The sequence below is a fragment of the Natrinema pallidum genome (genome assembly GCF_005890195.1).
Classification (GTDB): domain Archaea; phylum Halobacteriota; class Halobacteria; order Halobacteriales; family Natrialbaceae; genus Natrinema; species Natrinema pallidum.
On the sequence record NZ_CP040637.1, the window covers coordinates 1,388,865 to 1,405,576 of the forward strand.

Here is a 16,712-nt window from a genome sequence, read left to right on the forward strand (position 1 = left end):
CCGACATTCCTTTACTCGAGCCCTGAATACGGGCGGGTATGTTCCTCTCCCTACGCGCGGAGGTCGAGGACGCCCTCGAGCGGGCGCTCGCCGAACTCGACTTCCCGACGGACGATCTCGGGATCGAAGAACCGCCGGACGACGTCGCGAGCGTCCTCGCCTCGAGCGTGGCGTTCCGACTGGCCGGCGAGGCCGGTGCACCGCCGCCGCAGGTCGCCGGGCGGATCGCCGACGAGATCGACGCCGACGAACTGACCTACGTCGCCGACGTGCAACCGCAGGGGCCGTATCTCAACTTCCTGCCGAGCGACGCCTATCTCGCCGACACGCTCGCCGAAGCGACCGACGAGACGTACGGACACCTGTCGGACCGCGAGGAGTCGGTCGTCGTCGAACACACGAGCGCGAATCCGACGGGGCCGGTCCACGTCGGCCGCGCCCGGAACCCGATCATCGGCGATGCCGTCGCGAACCTGCTCGATTTTGCGGGATACGACGTCGACCGCCACTACTACGTCAACGACGCCGGCCGGCAGATGGCCGTCTTCACCTGGGCCTACGAGACCTTCGACGAGACTGCTCTCGAGGACGACCCCGAGCGCGACCGTATCGAGTACGACCTCGTGCGCTACTACCGCAAAGGCAACGCCTACCTCGAGAATGCGCCCGAAGCCGAGGCCGAAGCGGCCGAGGCCGAGATCGAAGCGATCATGCAGGGGCTCGAGGCCGGCGACGACGAGGCCTACGAACGGGTCAGCGAGGTCGTCGATCAGGTACTCGGCGGCATGACGGAGTGTCTCGCCCGCCTGCCCGCTGAGTTCGACGAGTTCGTCAAGGAGACGCGGTTCATGCGAAACGGGGCAACCGACGACCTCGTCGACCGCCTGCAGAACCTCGACGAGGCGGTCTACGAGGACGACGCCTGGCAACTCGAACTCGAGGACCACGGCATCGACAAGAACCTCGTCTTCCTGCGGTCGGACGGGACCTCGCTGTACGCGACCCGCGACCTGGCCCACCACGAGTGGAAGTTCGACGAGTACGACCGCGCGGTGACGGTACTCGGCGAGGATCACAAGCTCCAGGCCAAGCAGGTCCGGACGACCCTCGAGTTGCTCGGCAACGAGACCGACCAGCTCCGGCAGGTCCTCTATTCGTACGTCAACCTCCCCGAAGGGAAGATGAGCACGCGCCAGGGGACCGGCGTCGATCTCGACGACCTGCTCGACGAGGCGATCGACCGCGCCCGCGACGAAGTCGAGGACCGACTGGATGACCGCATCCGGGACGACGATCTGGACGAAGGCGACATCGATCGCATCGCCCACCAGGTCGGCATCGGCGCGGTCCGCTACGATATCGTCTCGAAACAGCCGACGAAGGCGATCACCTTCGAGTGGGACCGCGCGCTCGACTTCGAGGCCCAGTCCGCTCCCTACGTCCAGTACGTCCACGCGCGCTGTTGTGGCATTCTGGAAGAGGCCGGCATCGATCCCGAGACCGGACTGGCCGAGGTCGAGACCGCCGTCGACGCCGACCTGCTCGAGACCGAGGCCGAGCGGGACCTCCTCGAGACGATCGCGCGGTTCCCGGCGGTCGTCGACGAGGCCGCCGACGACCTCGAGCCACACCAGATCGCGACCTACACCCGCGAGTTCGCCGACCGATTCAACGGCTTCTATCGCGAGTGCCCCGTCCTGGCCGACGACGTCGACCCCGCGGTCCGCGAGGCGCGACTGGCCCTGGTCGCGGCCTCGAAACACGCGGTCGCGAACGCCCTCTCGATCCTGGGCGTGGCCGCGCCGCGGTCGATGTAGGCGCGACGACCCGGCGGCTGGTCGTCGGTGCGGCCGAAAGAACACCGCCGATCAACACGGGCCGTTAGTACGTCTCGTCGGTCGTATCGAGGACGCTCTCGACGAACTCGTCCTCACCCATCTCGTTGTTGAGATACGCGAGGGCCCACTTGACGTCGACGTAGAATGACATTACCTTCGCGCCGTCCTTCTCGATCACCCAGGTGATGCTGTTGATCGCGGCCGCGAGCTTCTCGGCGTCGGTGATCGCCGCGGAGAGTGTGCTTCCGAGCGACTCCAGTTCCGCGGACAGCGTCTCGGGGTCGGTCGTCGTCGTCGTCGCGATGATATCGATTTCGTCGCCGTCCTTGTTCACGTCCTTGATCGAAATCTTGGTGCTATCGATGGTCAGTTTGTCACTGTCGAGACCGGGGATTTCGGTTCCGTCGTCGGTTCCGTCGTTGGTCCCGTCGGTCTCATCGCCACCGTCGTCGTCATCGAGCGGTTCGTCGCCGTCGGAGTCCGACTTGGAATCGTCGTCGGTCTCGTCGCTGGAACAACCGGCGAGCACGGTTGCGAGCGCTGCGCCACTGCCGAGGAGGATTTTTCGTCGCTCCATGGCCGACCCATCGGGAACCGTCATGATTAGTAATCAGTTCGTTACGTGTTCGCTCGTCGAGAACGGCGATGTCGTGAACTGCGACCCGCCGCATCGACATCGGAAGGGAGCGACAAACGGATCGAAACGCGACCGTGTCGGGCCACTCGCGTCGAGACGGACCGCGTGACTGTCAGTCGGCAATGACAGTCACGTCTCGGTGGTAATCACTGCATTCGGCCCATCGAGTCCGAACGAAGGCCGCTTCGGGGGCGGAAAGAATCGATTACCGACGGCCGGCCGTCGGTGGCCCACTCGGCTCAGGGGTCGGATTCGGCTTCCGTGATCGCACTCGAGACGTCGTCGTGAGCCGCTTCCCGACCGTCATCGTCGCTCGCGGCCCCGGCCACGGTGGCGGTCGACTCGGTGTCGGTCTCATCGTCCCCGTCGCCGTCCGCCGGGACCGGAACCTCGACGCCGGTCACCGTCGTCGCGAGCCGGCGATAGGCAATCGCTGCGGGACCTTCGGGCTCGAAGACGACGAGCGGCGTCCCGGCGTAGACGCTGTCGCGGGCCGCCGGGTCTTCGGGGATCGTCCCGAGCAGGGGTACCTCGAGTCGATCGGCGATGTCGTCGTGGGAAATGTCGCCGTCCGGATGGGTGCGGGTGAGGACGAGGCCGGCGACGCTGCCGCCGGACCGGTCGGTCAACTCGATGGTCTTTTTCGTGTCGTGGACCGCAGCGGGTTCGGGCGTCGAGACGAGGATGACGGCGTCGGCCAGTCCCAGCGGCAGGACGGTCTCGTGGCTGATACCGGCACCGACATCGAGAAAGACGTAGTCGAACTGGGACCGTAGCTCTTCGACCGCGTCACGCAGGCCTTCGGGGGAGGTTTCGGCGTACTCGTCGAGGTTCGTCCCGCTCGGAACGGCGACGATGTTATCCGCCAGTCGATAGGTGGCGTCGTCGATCGATGCGTCTCCGGCTAATACGTCGTGTAGGGTGGTCGAGTCGGGGGTGAGGCTGACGAAGCCGGCAAGGTTCGCCATGCCGAGGTCGGTGTCGACGATCGCGACGCGCTCGCCCGCCTCGGCCAGCGCCGTGCCGAGATTGACCGTCGTCGTCGTCTTCCCGACACCGCCTTTCCCGCTCGCGATGGCATAGACCGTCTCGTGGGACATACGTAGATACTGTCCGGACTGTGGAACGGCATCACCTTAAATCGTGACCTCCCGGCTCGCGGCGACCGGCCGGCACGCCACCGGGGCGATCACGACCGCATCGGCCGCTCCACCGGCAGCCATTGGCATCCGACGGGTGTGTCAAAGGATTCTTACCCACAGCCCCGTTTTATACGGCTAATGAGCCAGGAGGGCGAGCAGGAGCAATCCGACCGGAAAAAGTACGAGTTCCGGAAGGTCATCGAGGACCTCAAGGACTACGACGGCTCCGGAACGCAGCTCGTGACGATCTACATCCCCGACGACAGACAGATCAGTGACGTCGTCCAGCACGTCACACAGGAACACAGCGAAGCGGCCAACATCAAGTCCAAACAGACCCGAACGGCGGTCCAGGACGCGCTGACGAGCATCAAAGACCGGCTGCGATACTACGACACCTTCCCGCCGGACAACGGCATCGTTCTCTTTTCGGGTGCCGTCGATTCGGGCGGCGGCCGGACCGACATGGTCACCAAGGTCCTCGAGAGCCCGCCCCAGCCCATCGAGTCCTTCCGCTATCACTGTGACTCGGACTTCCTGACCGAGCCGCTCGAGGAGATGCTCGCCGACAAGGGCCTCTACGGCCTGATCGTCCTCGACCGCCGCGAGGCCAACGTCGGCTGGCTGAAGGGCAAGCGCATCGAGCCGGTCAAGTCAGCATCCTCGCTTGTTCCCGGCAAGCAGCGCAAAGGTGGCCAGTCCGCCCAGCGATTCGCTCGCCTGCGACTCGAGGCCATCGACAACTTCTATCAGGAGGTCGCGGGGATGGCAAACGACCTGTTCGTCCCGAAGCGCCACGAGATCGACGGCATCCTCGTCGGCGGTCCCTCGCCGACCAAAGACGAGTTCCTCGACGGCGACTACCTCCACCACGAACTGCAGGACGAAGTATTGGGCAAGTTCGACGTCGCCTACACGGACGAGTCCGGCCTGAAAGACCTCGTCGACAACGCCGAAGACGCGCTGGCCGACGCCGAGGTGATGAAGGACAAGAAGGTGATGGAGGAGTTCTTCGAGGAACTCAACGCCGGCGATCTGGCGACGTACGGCTTCGAGCAGACCCGCCGCAACCTCATGATGGGGTCGGTCGACCGGCTCCTGATCAGCGAGGACCTCCGGAAGGACGTTATCACCTACGAGTGTCCTGAGTGTGGCACCACCGAGCGCGAAGTGGTCGACCGTCGCAAGTCGACGCCGACCCACACCTGTACCGACTGTGGCACCGAGGTCGAAGGGTCCGATGACGACCGCGAGGACGCGATCGACCACCTCATCGACATCGCCGAACAGCGCGGCACCGAGACCAAGTTCATCTCGACGGACTTCGAGAAGGGCGAACAGCTCCTCAACGCATTTGGCGGGTTCGCCGGTCTGCTTCGGTACTCGACGGGCGTCTAAGCGGTTCCGGTCTCTCACGTAACTCGCCACGGCGACGGCTTCTAAACGGGTGGTCTCGGCCGGTCGGGACGATGGCCATCCAGCCGACGTTACTCGCGGGGAGTCGCCGCTGGCGCGATACCGCCGTCGTTTCTCGTTAAGAGATACAGCACGAACGACGAGAGCCAGTGTGAGCCGGCGTAGTGATCGGTAAATGCCCGACGCAGGCCGCTCTCGACGTGTCGCTCGGCGCTGCGTTCGAACAGGTCAGCGTATCGGTGCTCGCCGAGGGTCGATGCAAGTCCCGCCAGACACCACGCTTTCGAGACGTTCAACCCGAGAAGGTGGTACGCGACGTCCGTGTCGGGATCGGACTCGACACGAACGGGCTCGAGAATCGAATCGTACGGCGAGGCGGTCACGTCCGGCAGGAACCCGTCGATCCAGACCGCGAACTCGTCCCGGTCGTAGATGCGTCGCATGAGGTCCGCTTCCGTCAGCGACGGCGACAGGAAGTCCCAGCCGAGCGGTTCGTACTCGACGGGTGCGTCACGGTCGTCGGCGAAGAACTCGAGTGCCGTCTCGATAACGGCCGCCTCCAGCGACTCGTCGTCAACCGTCCTCGCGTAGTCGAGGATGCAGTGCAGAGCAAACGCCGAATTTTGGTGGGTACCAACTCTAAAGGGGCGGTCCTGCGACAGGAAGTCGGATTCGACCAGTGAGACGATCGTCCGCTCTAGAGGCTCGAGGACCGATTTCCATTCGTCCGCGCGGTCGTCGTCCCAGAGATAGAGCTCCGATGCGAGGTGTAAGAGCCACGCCCAGCCGTACGGTTTCTCGAAGGACGCGTTCGCGTCGAAGAAGTCGACTTCGCGGGCGATGTTGTCGGCGGTAAACCGAGCATCGAGACTCGCGACGATTTCGGATCGTGCGGGATGGTCGTCGAACAGCCGAAGCTGACGAACGAGCGACCAATGGCTGTGTACCGCCGAGTGCCAGTCGTAGCAGCCGTAAAACACCGGATGTTGCTCCGTCGGTCGCTCGACCCCAGCCGGCGAGTCGACCGAGCGAACGAAATGCGGGAACTCGGTTTCGATCGATTCTAACGGGTGGCGCGAAAGCGTTGCCGCCGCGTCCGACCCGAACGGATCACTGTACCCGGACAGAACCGTACTCGTATCAACGTCGTCAGGGAAAGTCACTGGTAATCTAGATCTCAGCTTGTGTCACATAAGTCCTTGAACCGCTCGGATGAGCCGCGTGAAAGACAACAGGATTAACATCACGCCAATGAACCATCGACCATGTCCCTCTCACGCCGAGCCGTACTCGTCACGGGCGGAGCCGGGTTCATCGGTTCCCACCTGACCGAACGCCTGCTCGCCGACGGCGCGACCGTCACGGTCGTCGACGACTGCTCGAACGGCGACCGAAGCCGAGTCCCCGAAGCCGCCGACTTCATCGCGGCCGACCTCACCGACCCCGACGCCCTCGACGGCCATCTCGACGATATCGATCTCGTCGTCCATCTCGCGGCATCGAAACACGTCGACACGGACCGGCCCCACGCCCAGTTCGATGCCAATACGCGGATGACGCGCAACATCCTCGAGGCGATGGCCGACGCGGGGGTCACGGAGATCGCGTACACCTCTTCCTCGACGGTCTACGGCGAGGCTCCCCGGCCGACGCCGGAGGACTACGCCCCCCTCGAGCCGATCAGCGCCTACGGGGCGAGCAAACTCGCGGACGAGGGGTTACTCTCGGCGCGGGCCCACAGCCACGACCTCACCGTCTGGAACTTCCGCTTTGCGAACGTGGTCGGCCCGCGTCTCCGCGGGGCGGTCATCCCGGATTTCATCGAGAAGCTACAGGACGACCCCGAGCACCTGACGATTCTCGGCGACGGGCGACAGGAGAAGTCCTATCTGCACGTCGAGGACTGTCTCGATGCGATCTGTCATGTGATCGAACACGCCGATCGGCCGATGAACACCTACAATCTCGGCACGCGGACGACGACCTCGGTCGACCGGATCGCGACCATCGTCGCCGAGGAGTTGGGCGTCGACCCCGACCGCGAGTACACCGGCGGCGAACGGGGCTGGACGGGCGACGTGCCGAAGATGCGCCTCTCGATCGAGAAACTCGCCGCGCTTGGCTGGGAGCCCCGCCGCTCGAGCGACGAGGCGGTGCGACGGGCGACCCGCGAGATCAGCGACGAACTGCAGTAAGCCGAGAGGCCCCACGCTTCACCGACCGGCTGCCATCGTTCCCTGCTCCGAAAAACATACTCGAGAGTGATGTTATCCCCCGCCAGGCGGTGTTTTAGGTGGGCTTAAATATCTGGACTCGAAGGTCCCGGGCATGAACGACGGGGGCGAAGGACCGGACTCGCGAGACGCCGACCGCGGGTCGCGGGGAGGGTGCGGACGAGCAGCGAGCAAGCGGCTCGCTACGGCGCTGACTCGCCGTCGGCTGACGATCGTGGGAACGGTGCTCGTCCTCGTGGGCCTGCTCGTCGCCCTCCGAGGGATCGATCTCCGGACCGTTGTGGCCGAAATATCGAGCGCCGATCCGTTCGTGATCGGGGTCGCAGTCGCCGTCTACGCTGCCTCGTGGCCGCTACGAGGTCGCCGGTACGGCGACGTGCTCGCCGCGATGGGGTATCAGGTGGGGACGGTCGGACCGACGCTGGCCGTCTTCGTCAGTCAGACGGCGAACCTCGCGATTCCCGCGCGGGCCGGCGATGCGGTTCGCGCGTACGTGATGCGGACCCGCCGCGATATCCCCTACGCCGCCGGGTTCGCGTCGCTGGCCGTCGAACGGATGTTCGATCTGGCCACGATCGCCGCGCTCGCGGGGCTGGCGACCGGCTGGCTCGCGCTGGGTGGCGGGACCGGACCGCTCGAGATCGTCGCGGCGGCCGGCGGTGCGCGGACCGCTCTCGTCGCCGCGGCGGCCGTGAGCACGGCGACCGTCGGCGTCGGCATCGTCGTCGTCACGTCCGCTCGAGCCGATCACGGTCTTAGTGCGTGGCTCCGGACGCGAGCGGACGGCCGGCCGCGTCTCGCGGGGGCGCTCGAGGCCGGACTCCGATTCGCGGGCGACGTACAGATAGTCGCCCGTCAGCCGAAAGCGGTCGCGGCGATCGGCGTCGGAAGCCTGGTGGTGTGGATACTCGACGTTCTCACGGCGGTGCTCGTGCTCGCGGCGCTGGGCAGCGGGCTGGCGACCTGGCCCCTGCTGGCCGTCGGGACGCTGGCGGTCAGCGTGGGAAACCTCGCGAAGGTCCTCCCGCTGTCACAGGGCGGCGTCGGGCTTTACGAGGCCGCGTTCACGGCGCTCGTGGTCGGGCTCACCCCGATCGGGGCGAGCACGGCGCTGGCCGCGGCGATCGTCGATCACGCGCTGAAAAACGGTGTGACGCTGGTCGGCGGGGGCGGTGCGGTCGCCTCGCTGGGACTCTCCGTCTCGGAGGCGACGGCGGACGGGGGCGACGCGGGAGACCGACAAGCTTTTAGGCGAGCCTAAAAGATTGCGGAGCAATGAGCCAGGATATCTGCGTCGTCGTCCCGACGATCCGGGAGTACGAGTGTATGCGCTCGTACTTCGCGAACGCCCGCAACCACGGTTTCGATCTCGACCGATTGCACGTCGTCCTCGTTACCGAGGACTTCTGTGAGACCGACGAGATGGCGGCCATGCTCGAGGACGAAGGCGTCTCCGGCGAGGTCTTCGACGGCAGCCGCCGCGAGGAGTGGTACGCCGAGCACGGCGTCTCCGAGTACGGCCACGTCGTCCCGGCGGCGAGCCACGCCGAGACGAGTTTCGGCCTGCTCTACATGTGGACTCACGACGAGTTCGACTACGGCTTCTTCATCGACGACGACACGCTCCCCCATCCCGACGAGGATTTCTTCGGCACTCACATGGCGAACCTCGCTTTCGAGGGCGAGATCGAGTCGGTTTCCTCCGACGAGCAGTGGGTCAACGTTCTCTACCAGAACGCGGACGTTCACGGGCTCTACCCGCGTGGCTACCCCTACTCGGCGATGGGCGAGACCGTCGAGACCGACACGACCGAGATCGGCGGCGGCGAGGTCGTCGCCTCGCAGGGCCTGTGGACCAACGTCCCCGACTTAGACGCCGTCCGCATCCTCATGGACGGCGACCTCGAGGGGCAGGCCCAGACTCGGACCTCGAGCGACGACTTCGGCGACGATTTCGTCGCCGATCGGGGCAACTACCTCACCGTCTGCTCGATGAACCTCGCCTTTCGCCGCGAGGTCATCCCCGCGTTTTACCAGCTCCCGATGGACGACAACGAGTGGGACGTGGGCCGGTTCGACGACATCTGGTCGGGCGTCTTCCTCAAGCGCGCCTGCGACGTGCTCGGCACGCGGATTTACAACGGCGCGCCGCTGTGTGAGCACAACAAGGCTCCCCGGAGCACCTTCGACGATCTCAACAACGAAGTACCGGGTCTCGAACTCAACGAACACCTCTGGCGCGTGATCGACGACGTCGGCGGCGACGCGGACTCCTATGCCGGTGTCTTCGAGGCCATGGCGGACGAACTCGCCGATGGAGATTGGGAGGCGTACAACAACGGTGCGTTCTTCAATTACGTCGGCGAACACATGCGCGACTGGCTCGACTGTCTGGCGACGCTGCGCCCGGCGTCCGGTCTCGCGGCCGGCCGCGAGCGCGTCGTCGCGGACGACTGAATCGTCAACTATAAGTTTTTAGGCTAACCTAAACCGAGTATGAACGACGAGCAGGATGATCAGGGGGTTTCGCGTCGCCGAGCGTTACAGGTCGGCTCCGCGTTCGGCGCTGCGTCGCTTGCGGGCTGTCTCGGGATTTTCGGCGACGACGAGGGGGCGGACATCCCGTCGCTTTCGGAGTTTCGGGGCTCCGGATCGCTGGTCGACGGTCGACCGGCACCGGGCGGGACCTCTATCGAGGAGTTACCGGAGCTCTCGGGGGAGCTCGCGCTTTACATCGGCGGCGGCGAAGGGGGAATCTACTACGAGTTCGTGGAGATGCTCCAGGATATTTACCCTGACTTCGAGGTCTATCCGACCGATAACAACTCGGCATCGCTGGCCCAGACCATCGTCGAGGAGGCCGACTCCGGCGCGTCGCAGGCCGACGTGTTCTGGTCGATCGACGCCAGTTCGCTCGGGTTCGTCGCGGCAAACGACGCCTACGAACCGCTGTCGGACGAGGCGGTCGACGCGGTCGGGAACAGCCAGTTCGTCGGCGACGACAACGCGTGGGCCGGCGTCGCCGGGCGCGCACGTGCCGTCCCGTACAACACGAACCAATTGAGCGAATCGGACGTTCCGAACACCGTTCAGGACTTCCCCAACACGAGCGCGCTACAGGACTCGATGGGCTGGGCTCCGACCTACGGTGCGTTCAAATCGTTCGTGACGGCTATGCGGCTGCTCCGCGGCGACGACGAGACCCGCAACTGGCTGCGCAGTATGAAAGATGCCGGGGCTGAACGATACAGCGACGAGTACGCCGTCTCTCAGGCGGTCGCCAACGGTTCCCAGTCGGCCGGCTTCGCCAACCACTACTACGCCATGCGGGTCAAGAACAAGCGGCCGGACGCCCCGATCGATCTGGCCTTCACCGAAGGCGACGCCGGGGCATTGATCAACGTCGCCGGCGCACTGAAGGTACAGGGCACCCAGCGCGGCGACCTGGTGGACGACTTCGTCCGTCACCTGCTGTCGGCGGAGGCACAGGAGTTCTTCGCAACGATCAGTTTCGCCTACCCGATGATCGACGGCGTCGATCCGGTCGGCGGCCTCCCGTCGATCGGCGACCTGAGCCCGCCTGAAATCGATCTCGCGGAACTGGCGAACATCGAGCCGACCCTCGAGTTGATGGACGACGCCGGCGTCTCGGGATGAGCGGTCGGGAACGCGTTGCGAGAGCAGTCGAACGAGCGGGTGACGGCGATAGCGGTGCCGCCGGCGTCGGACTCACCTTCCTCGCCGCAGCTATCGCAGCCGTTCTCGTGTTCCCGTTGCTCTGGCTGGTGGTCGATGCCGTCGGACTCGGCACGCGAGCGTTCGAACTCTCCGTCGACCCCCGGACGCTCGAAGTACTGGGCCGGAGCGTCGCCCTCGTCGCGATCGTGACGGGGGCGAGTATCGTCATCGGCGTGCCGCTCGCGGTGTTGACGGTCCAGGGGGAGATTCCGTTCCCCCGGTTCTGGACCGTCCTCATCGCGCTCCCGCTGGCCGTCCCGAGCTATCTCGGCGCGTTCGCGTTCGTCTCGGCGTTCGGTCCGCAGGGCGAACTCGTCGGCTTCCTCGAGCCGCTAGGCGTCGATTCGCTCCCCTCGGTCTACGGCTTCGCCGGTGCCGCGTTCGTACTGACGCTGTATACCTATCCCTACGTGTTCCTGACGACGCGTGCCTCCCTGCTTTCGATGGACGGCTCGCTCGTGGAGGCCGCTCGCACGCTCAACTCGGGCCGCTGGGAGGCGTTCCGTCGGATCACCCTTCCCCAAATCCTGCCGGGAGTCGCGGCCGGTGCCTTGCTCGTAGCGCTGTACGCCCTCGCTGACTTCGGGACGCCGAACATCATGCGCGTCGAGGTGTTCACGCAGTTCATCTATGCCAGATACAACGCCTTCGCCCGCGACTACGCCGCGTTGCTGTCGCTGCAGCTGTTGACGGTGACCGCGATCATCCTCGCGATCGAGTCACGGATCGGGGTCGACGAATCGGGCGCGTACGAGAGCAGCGGCGATCGCGGCACCGCCGACCTCGAACTCGGCGCGTGGCGATATCCGGCTCTGCTGTTGCCGGTCGTGATCGCCCTGCTCGCGATCGTGCTCCCGATCGCCATCTTCTGGATGTGGCTGAACACGGGCGGCCCCGGCTATCAGGTCGGCCGCCTGAGCTTCGACTGGGAATACGGGTTCAACTCGGCGTACGTCGCTTTGCTGGCTGCCGCGGTCTCTATCCTCGTGGCGCTGCCGATCGCGATCGGATCGGCGACCACCGACTCGCGGATAGCCACGCTGGCCGATCGAGCCCCCTACGTCGGCTACGCGACGCCGGGAATCGTGCTGGCGATCGCGTTGCTCAGTTTCAGCCTCGACGTGCGACCGTCGATCTACAAGACGGTCCCGCTGCTGATCTTCGCCTACGTCGTCCGATTCATGCCCCAGGCGATCGGATCGATCCGGACGTCGACGCTGCAGGTCGACCAGAAGTTAGTCGAAGCGGCCCGAACCCTCGGCCGATCGCGCTTGAACGCCTTCCGAACGGTGACCCTCCCGCTGATCCTCCCGGGCGTGGCCGCTGGGGCCGCACTGGTCTTTCTGACCACGATGAAGGAACTGCCGGCGACGCTGATGTTGCGTCCGCTGGGCTTCGAGACGCTGGTGACGTACATCTGGCGGGTTAAGGAAGCGGGTCTCTACGGACAGGCGGCGGTCCCGGCGCTCGTGTTGGTTGCCATCTCGGGGCTGTCGATGGCCGTCATGCTCGCACAGGACGGACGATGACGAACGTGACACCGGTAATCCGACGGGCGGTGACCACGGTGAGAAAGCGACGGTGGCAGGCCGCGGTTGCCCTCGTCGCGATCACCGGTGCCGTCGCCGTCTGGCTGATCGCGACGCGGACCTTTCCGTACCACTCGCTCAACCACGACGAAGGGGTCTACCTCCAGCAGGCGTCGATGTTGCTCGAGGGCCGACTGTTCGTCCGGCCGCCCGTCGAGGACGCCTTCCGTCCCTGGTTCTTCGTCGAGGACGGCGACCGGCTCTACCCCAAGTACTCGCCGGTTCCCGCGGCGATCTTCGCGATCGGCAAGCTCGCGGGTGGCTCCCGGCTCGTGCTCCCGGGACTCGCCGCCGCTATTCTCGCGCTCGTGGCGCTGGTCGGTCGCGAGGTCTTCGATCGACGGACCGGCCTCGTCGCCGCCGTCGCAGTGTTGTGTTCGCCGCTGTTCCTGATCGAGACGGCGGTGTTCCTGCCGTACGCGCCGACGGCGATGCTCAACTTGACCTTCGCCTACGCCTATCTCAGGGCCGACCGGACGGACGACCTGCGATTTGCCGGTGCCGCCGGTGCCGCGATCGGCGCGGCCTTCTTCGCGCGACCGTACACCGCCATCCTGTTCGCCGTCCCCTTCATCGGCCACGCGTGCTGGTCCCTGTCCCGTGATTTCCGGGGTGTGCTCCCCAGGCAGGCCACGACGGCGGTACTCGGACTTGGCGGCGTCGGACTGGCGCTGAGCTATAACGCCGTCGTGACTGGGTCGCCGCTGTTGTTTCCCTACGAGGCGTTCGCCCCGCTCGACGGGCTTGGATTCGGTCGGCGGCGGATCCTCGAGCACGAGATCGAGTATACCGTCGGACTCGCGCTCCGGTCGAACGCGCTGGTACTGCGGTCGTTTGTCACCGAGTGGCTCGTCGGCGGACTGCTGGGCGCGGCGCTGGCCGCGGTCGGAATCGGCGTCGCAGTCCGCCGCGGCCTCTCAGCACGCGCGGCGATCCTCGCCGGCCAGGTGCTCACGATCACCGGCGGCAACGTCTACTTCTGGGGGAACTTCAACATCCTCGGCGACATCGACCGCGCCGGAACCGGGCTGATCGCCACTCACGGTCCCTACTACCACTTCGATCTCCTGCTCCCGGTCGCGGCTTTCGCCGCCGTCGGCGCGCTGGCGCTGTTCGACGCCGTCCGCCGACGTGCCGACCGATCCCTCTCACCGCAGGGCGCGCGGACAGCCGTCGTCGCAGTAGTGCTCGTAAGCGCGCTCGCGGTCGGCGGGGTGACCGCAACCACCCTCGACGGGACACTCGAGCGAAACGAGGCCGTCACCGAGACCTACGATCGGGTCTACGACCCGCTCGATGACGGGACGATCGAGGAGCCGGCGGTCGTCTACCTGCCGACGCCGTACGGCGACTGGCTCGCCCACCCGTTACAGGTGCTTCGTAACGACCCCGGGTTCGACGGGGAGCGCGTCTACGCCCTCGACGAGCGACCGTTCGACGTGGCCGACGCGTATCCCGACCGCTCGCTGTACCGACTCGCGTACCGGGGGACCTGGGCACCCCACGCCGGATCGCCGCAGGGTGCCCGTCTCCAGCGGGTCGATCGGGTCGCCGGCGAGACGGTCGCGCTGAACGTGAGCGTTGGCGTCCCGGAGGCGGCCGACAGCGTCACTGCGACCGTCACCACCGACGAGGCCAGCGAGACCTACGCCGCCGACACCGTCTCGACCGCGTCCGAGGCGCAACTGCTCGTCACTGCCGACGCGGTGCGATTGCGCGGGACGGGCTGGGACACCAACAGCACGGTTCCCGTCGGGGCGCGAGACGACATCGCACTGACCGTCTTCGTCGACCGCGGACCCGGAAACAGTTACAGCTATGACCTCGAGCTGCCGGTACAGACGGAAGACGGGACGGTGCGGGCGCTGACGCCCAGCGTGGAACGGTGTAGCGCGATTCGAGAGTGCGGTGGCGAAGCGGCGTATCTTCCCGAGAGCGCGCCGGACGGCACGTTCGTTCGGACCGACCTCATCGCGCTGGATCGCAACCGAGACTGAGGCGTGTGTCGACCGCGGCCCGGGTTCCCAGGTCGAGTGGCTGTGGCGCGACGCCGCGCTTCGGGACGGAGGAACCGGCCGTGACTACTGCGCCGGTCGGTGTGGCAGTTCGCGGAGTCGCTCCTCGAGCGAGACCTTGACGATCGAGCGTGCGATCTCGATCCCGCCCTGCAGCGGATCGAGCTTCGTCTGACCGGCGCGTTCGCGGTACTCGATGGGGTGTTCGCGAACGTCGTAGCCCCGCAGCAGCGGGCGGATAAGGAGTTCGGCGGAGAGGCCGGTATTCTCGGTCCACTCGATCGACTCGACGACGTCGCGACGGTAGGCCCGCATGCCGGTCGTCGTGTCGTGGACGCGAGTGCCCATCAGAACGCTTGCGACCGCCGCGAAGACCTGATTGCCGAAGCGATTGAATCCGGGCATCGCGTCCGCTCCGTGGTAGAGTCGATCGCCGCTGACGACATCGTGGCCGTCGTTGATCAGGGCGAGGAACTCGGGCAGTTGCTCCATCGGGTAGGTGTCGTCGCAGTCGGTCGTGACGACGATCGGACGATCGGGCTCTAAGATTGCCGCGCGCACGGCGACGCCGTATCCCTGTGGTTCCTGCTCGATGACCGTCGCGCCGTGGTCGCGGGCGATTTCTGGGGTTCGATCCGACGAGCCGTCGACGCAGACGACCTCCGCCTTCCCGTCGGTGACCTCGTCGATGTCGGTCAGTACTTTGCCGATCGCTTCCTCCTCGTTATAGGTGCCCATGACGACGCTGACGTCCTCGAAAGTGTACTCCTCGTCCGAACCGTCAGGCGTCGAGGGCTGGGTCCCACTACTCATTGACGGTACTCTCTGTGCGCCGTATTTATGTGTTTAGGTTTGCCTAAAAGTCACGGTTTCGCGAATCAGAGCCAGTCCTGGCTACGGAAGTAGACGAGCATCAGTCCGGCTACCAGCATCATTCCGAGCAGGGTCGCCGGATAGCCATACGTCCAGTAGAGTTCGGGCATGGCAAGCGGCGTCTCCGCGAAGTTCATCCCGTAGATCCCGGCGACAAACGTCAGGGGGATGAAGATGGTCGCGACGACCGTCAGCGTCTTCATCACGTCGTTGGTGGACTGCGAGACGGCGTTGAGATAGATGTCGCGTGAGCCGCCGGTGAGGTCGCGGTACGTCTCGATGAGATCGACGACCTGGACGAGGTGGTGGTAGACATCGCGGAAGTACTTCTCGTTTTCGTCGGCGACCTCCGGAATGTCGCCGCGAGAGAGCGACGAGATCGCCTCTCTGGCCGGCCAGGCGACTTTCCGGAACGCGAGGAGGTCCCGGCGGACGTCGTTCAAGTCCTCCAGTATCTGCGGCTCCGGTTCGTCGAGAACGCGCTCCTCGACCGCTTCGATGTCGTCTTCGATCTCGTCGAGGACATCGAAGTAGTCGTCGACGATGGCATCCATGAGCCGATACGCGAGGAAGTCCGTCCCACGGTCCGCGACTCGACGTTCGTTTTTCGCCCACTGTGGGGCCGACTGGTCAACGACGTCGATGTCGGTCGTCGACATCGTCACGAGCCATCCCTTGCCGACGAAAAAGCCGATGGAGTGGGTCTGAATCTCCTTTTGCAGCGCGACCTCGTCGCGCTGGCTGAGGCTGACGGTCTTGAGGAGAACGAACGTGTGCGTTTCGTATTCGGCGGTCTTCGGTCGCGTCTGGTCGTCGACAACGTCGTCGACGGCCAGCCGGTGGATTCCGAGCCGATCCTCGAGTGCCTGCAGTTCGCTCGATTCGATATCGGCGGCATGGACCCACGTTTCCCCCGGCGCGGCGATCGCGGCCGCCGGATCGTCGTACCGCTCGATACCGTCGTCGGAGTAGACCATGGCGCGGAGAGTCATGTCTCGCCTCCGGTCCCCGACGACTCTGCAATCGCGATGAGCGCGATCCCGACCATGACCGCCGTCAGGGAGAACGCACGACCGAAATACGCGACGGCGGTCCCGACGACGTAGCCGGCGACACCGAGGGCAGCCAACCCGACTCCCGCGAACCGTACCCGATTCATAGCTCCCCCATCGGATGCCGCTCAAAAGAAGCTGTGGTGTGGACCGGGTTCGGGAATCCGGGGAGGGGGCA

General features: G+C 65.6%; 14 protein-coding genes. 8 read left to right on the forward strand and 6 right to left on the reverse strand.

The annotated features are described in order from the left end of the window. Positions 1 to 38: 38 nt before the first annotated feature. Positions 39 to 1,817, forward strand: coding sequence for an arginine--tRNA ligase (gene argS, locus FGF80_RS06845; RefSeq protein ID WP_138652965.1), 1,779 nt, complete (start codon positions 39 to 41; stop codon positions 1,815 to 1,817). A 64-nt stretch (positions 1,818 to 1,881) separates the two neighbouring features. Here argS and FGF80_RS06850 read toward each other — a convergent pair whose 3' ends face one another. Together FGF80_RS06850 and minD are read right to left on the reverse strand one after the other, a co-directional pair. Continuing rightward, positions 1,882 to 2,415 carry a hypothetical protein gene (locus FGF80_RS06850; RefSeq protein WP_006185755.1) on the reverse strand — a complete coding sequence of 178 codons (534 nt, stop codon included), beginning with the start codon at positions 2,413 to 2,415 and terminating at the stop codon, positions 1,882 to 1,884. A gap of 299 nt (positions 2,416 to 2,714) precedes the next feature. Further along, complete coding sequence (gene minD / locus FGF80_RS06855) at positions 2,715 to 3,575, reverse strand: cell division ATPase MinD (RefSeq protein WP_138652967.1); 861 nt, start codon at positions 3,573 to 3,575, stop codon at positions 2,715 to 2,717. Positions 3,576 to 3,755: 180 nt separating this feature from the next. Here minD and prf1 point away from each other — a divergent pair, with 180 nt between their 5' ends. Continuing rightward, positions 3,756 to 5,015, forward strand: a complete 1,260-nt coding sequence (gene prf1, locus FGF80_RS06860) for a peptide chain release factor aRF-1 (protein WP_138652969.1) — start codon at positions 3,756 to 3,758, stop codon at positions 5,013 to 5,015. 89 nt (positions 5,016 to 5,104) lie between these two features. Here the strand turns inward: prf1 and FGF80_RS06865 are convergent, their stop codons facing one another. Further along, on the reverse strand, positions 5,105 to 6,196 hold the full coding sequence (locus FGF80_RS06865; protein WP_138652971.1) for a DUF2891 domain-containing protein: 1,092 nt from the start codon (positions 6,194 to 6,196) through the stop codon (positions 5,105 to 5,107). Between the two features lie 102 nt (positions 6,197 to 6,298). Here FGF80_RS06865 and FGF80_RS06870 point away from each other — a divergent pair, with 102 nt between their 5' ends. From FGF80_RS06870 to FGF80_RS06895, 6 genes are all read left to right on the forward strand, one after another. Further along, positions 6,299 to 7,228: an NAD-dependent epimerase/dehydratase family protein gene (locus tag FGF80_RS06870; protein WP_006185759.1), complete on the forward strand. Its 930-nt coding sequence runs from the start codon at positions 6,299 to 6,301 to the stop codon at positions 7,226 to 7,228. A 133-nt stretch (positions 7,229 to 7,361) separates the two neighbouring features. Then, positions 7,362 to 8,528 (forward strand): lysylphosphatidylglycerol synthase transmembrane domain-containing protein, encoded by a 1,167-nt coding sequence (locus FGF80_RS06875; RefSeq protein ID WP_006185760.1) that lies wholly within the window; start codon positions 7,362 to 7,364, stop codon positions 8,526 to 8,528. A 14-nt stretch (positions 8,529 to 8,542) separates the two neighbouring features. After that, positions 8,543 to 9,724 (forward strand): alpha-1,4-glucan-protein synthase, encoded by a 1,182-nt coding sequence (locus tag FGF80_RS06880; protein WP_006185761.1) that lies wholly within the window; start codon positions 8,543 to 8,545, stop codon positions 9,722 to 9,724. A gap of 39 nt (positions 9,725 to 9,763) precedes the next feature. Next, the gene (locus FGF80_RS06885; RefSeq protein WP_138652973.1) at positions 9,764 to 10,924 is read left to right on the forward strand and encodes an extracellular solute-binding protein; all 1,161 of its coding nucleotides are present in this window, start codon (positions 9,764 to 9,766) and stop codon (positions 10,922 to 10,924) included. Beyond that, positions 10,921 to 12,534, forward strand: coding sequence for an ABC transporter permease (locus FGF80_RS06890; RefSeq protein ID WP_006185763.1), 1,614 nt, complete (start codon positions 10,921 to 10,923; stop codon positions 12,532 to 12,534). Before FGF80_RS06885 ends, FGF80_RS06890 begins: the two co-directional genes overlap by 4 nt. Continuing rightward, a complete protein-coding gene (locus tag FGF80_RS06895) occupies positions 12,531 to 14,591 on the forward strand; it encodes a DUF7846 domain-containing protein (RefSeq protein ID WP_138652975.1) in 2,061 nt (686 codons plus the stop codon). The genes FGF80_RS06890 and FGF80_RS06895 overlap by 4 nt, the downstream gene beginning before the upstream one ends. 84 nt (positions 14,592 to 14,675) lie before the next feature. On the opposite strand, the gene FGF80_RS06900 is transcribed toward FGF80_RS06895, so the two are convergent. The 3 genes from FGF80_RS06900 to FGF80_RS19100 all read right to left on the reverse strand — a co-directional run bounded on the left by FGF80_RS06900 (position 14,676) and on the right by FGF80_RS19100 (position 16,641). After that, positions 14,676 to 15,422 carry a dolichyl-phosphate hexose transferase gene (locus tag FGF80_RS06900; RefSeq protein WP_138652977.1) on the reverse strand — a complete coding sequence of 249 codons (747 nt, stop codon included), beginning with the start codon at positions 15,420 to 15,422 and terminating at the stop codon, positions 14,676 to 14,678. A 65-nt stretch (positions 15,423 to 15,487) separates the two neighbouring features. Next, entirely contained in the window at positions 15,488 to 16,474 is a 987-nt protein-coding gene (gene corA, locus FGF80_RS06905) for a magnesium/cobalt transporter CorA (protein WP_175417000.1), read from the reverse strand. After that, a complete protein-coding gene (locus tag FGF80_RS19100) occupies positions 16,471 to 16,641 on the reverse strand; it encodes a hypothetical protein (RefSeq protein WP_175417001.1) in 171 nt (56 codons plus the stop codon). The genes corA and FGF80_RS19100 overlap by 4 nt, the downstream gene beginning before the upstream one ends. Positions 16,642 to 16,712 lie beyond the last annotated feature (71 nt).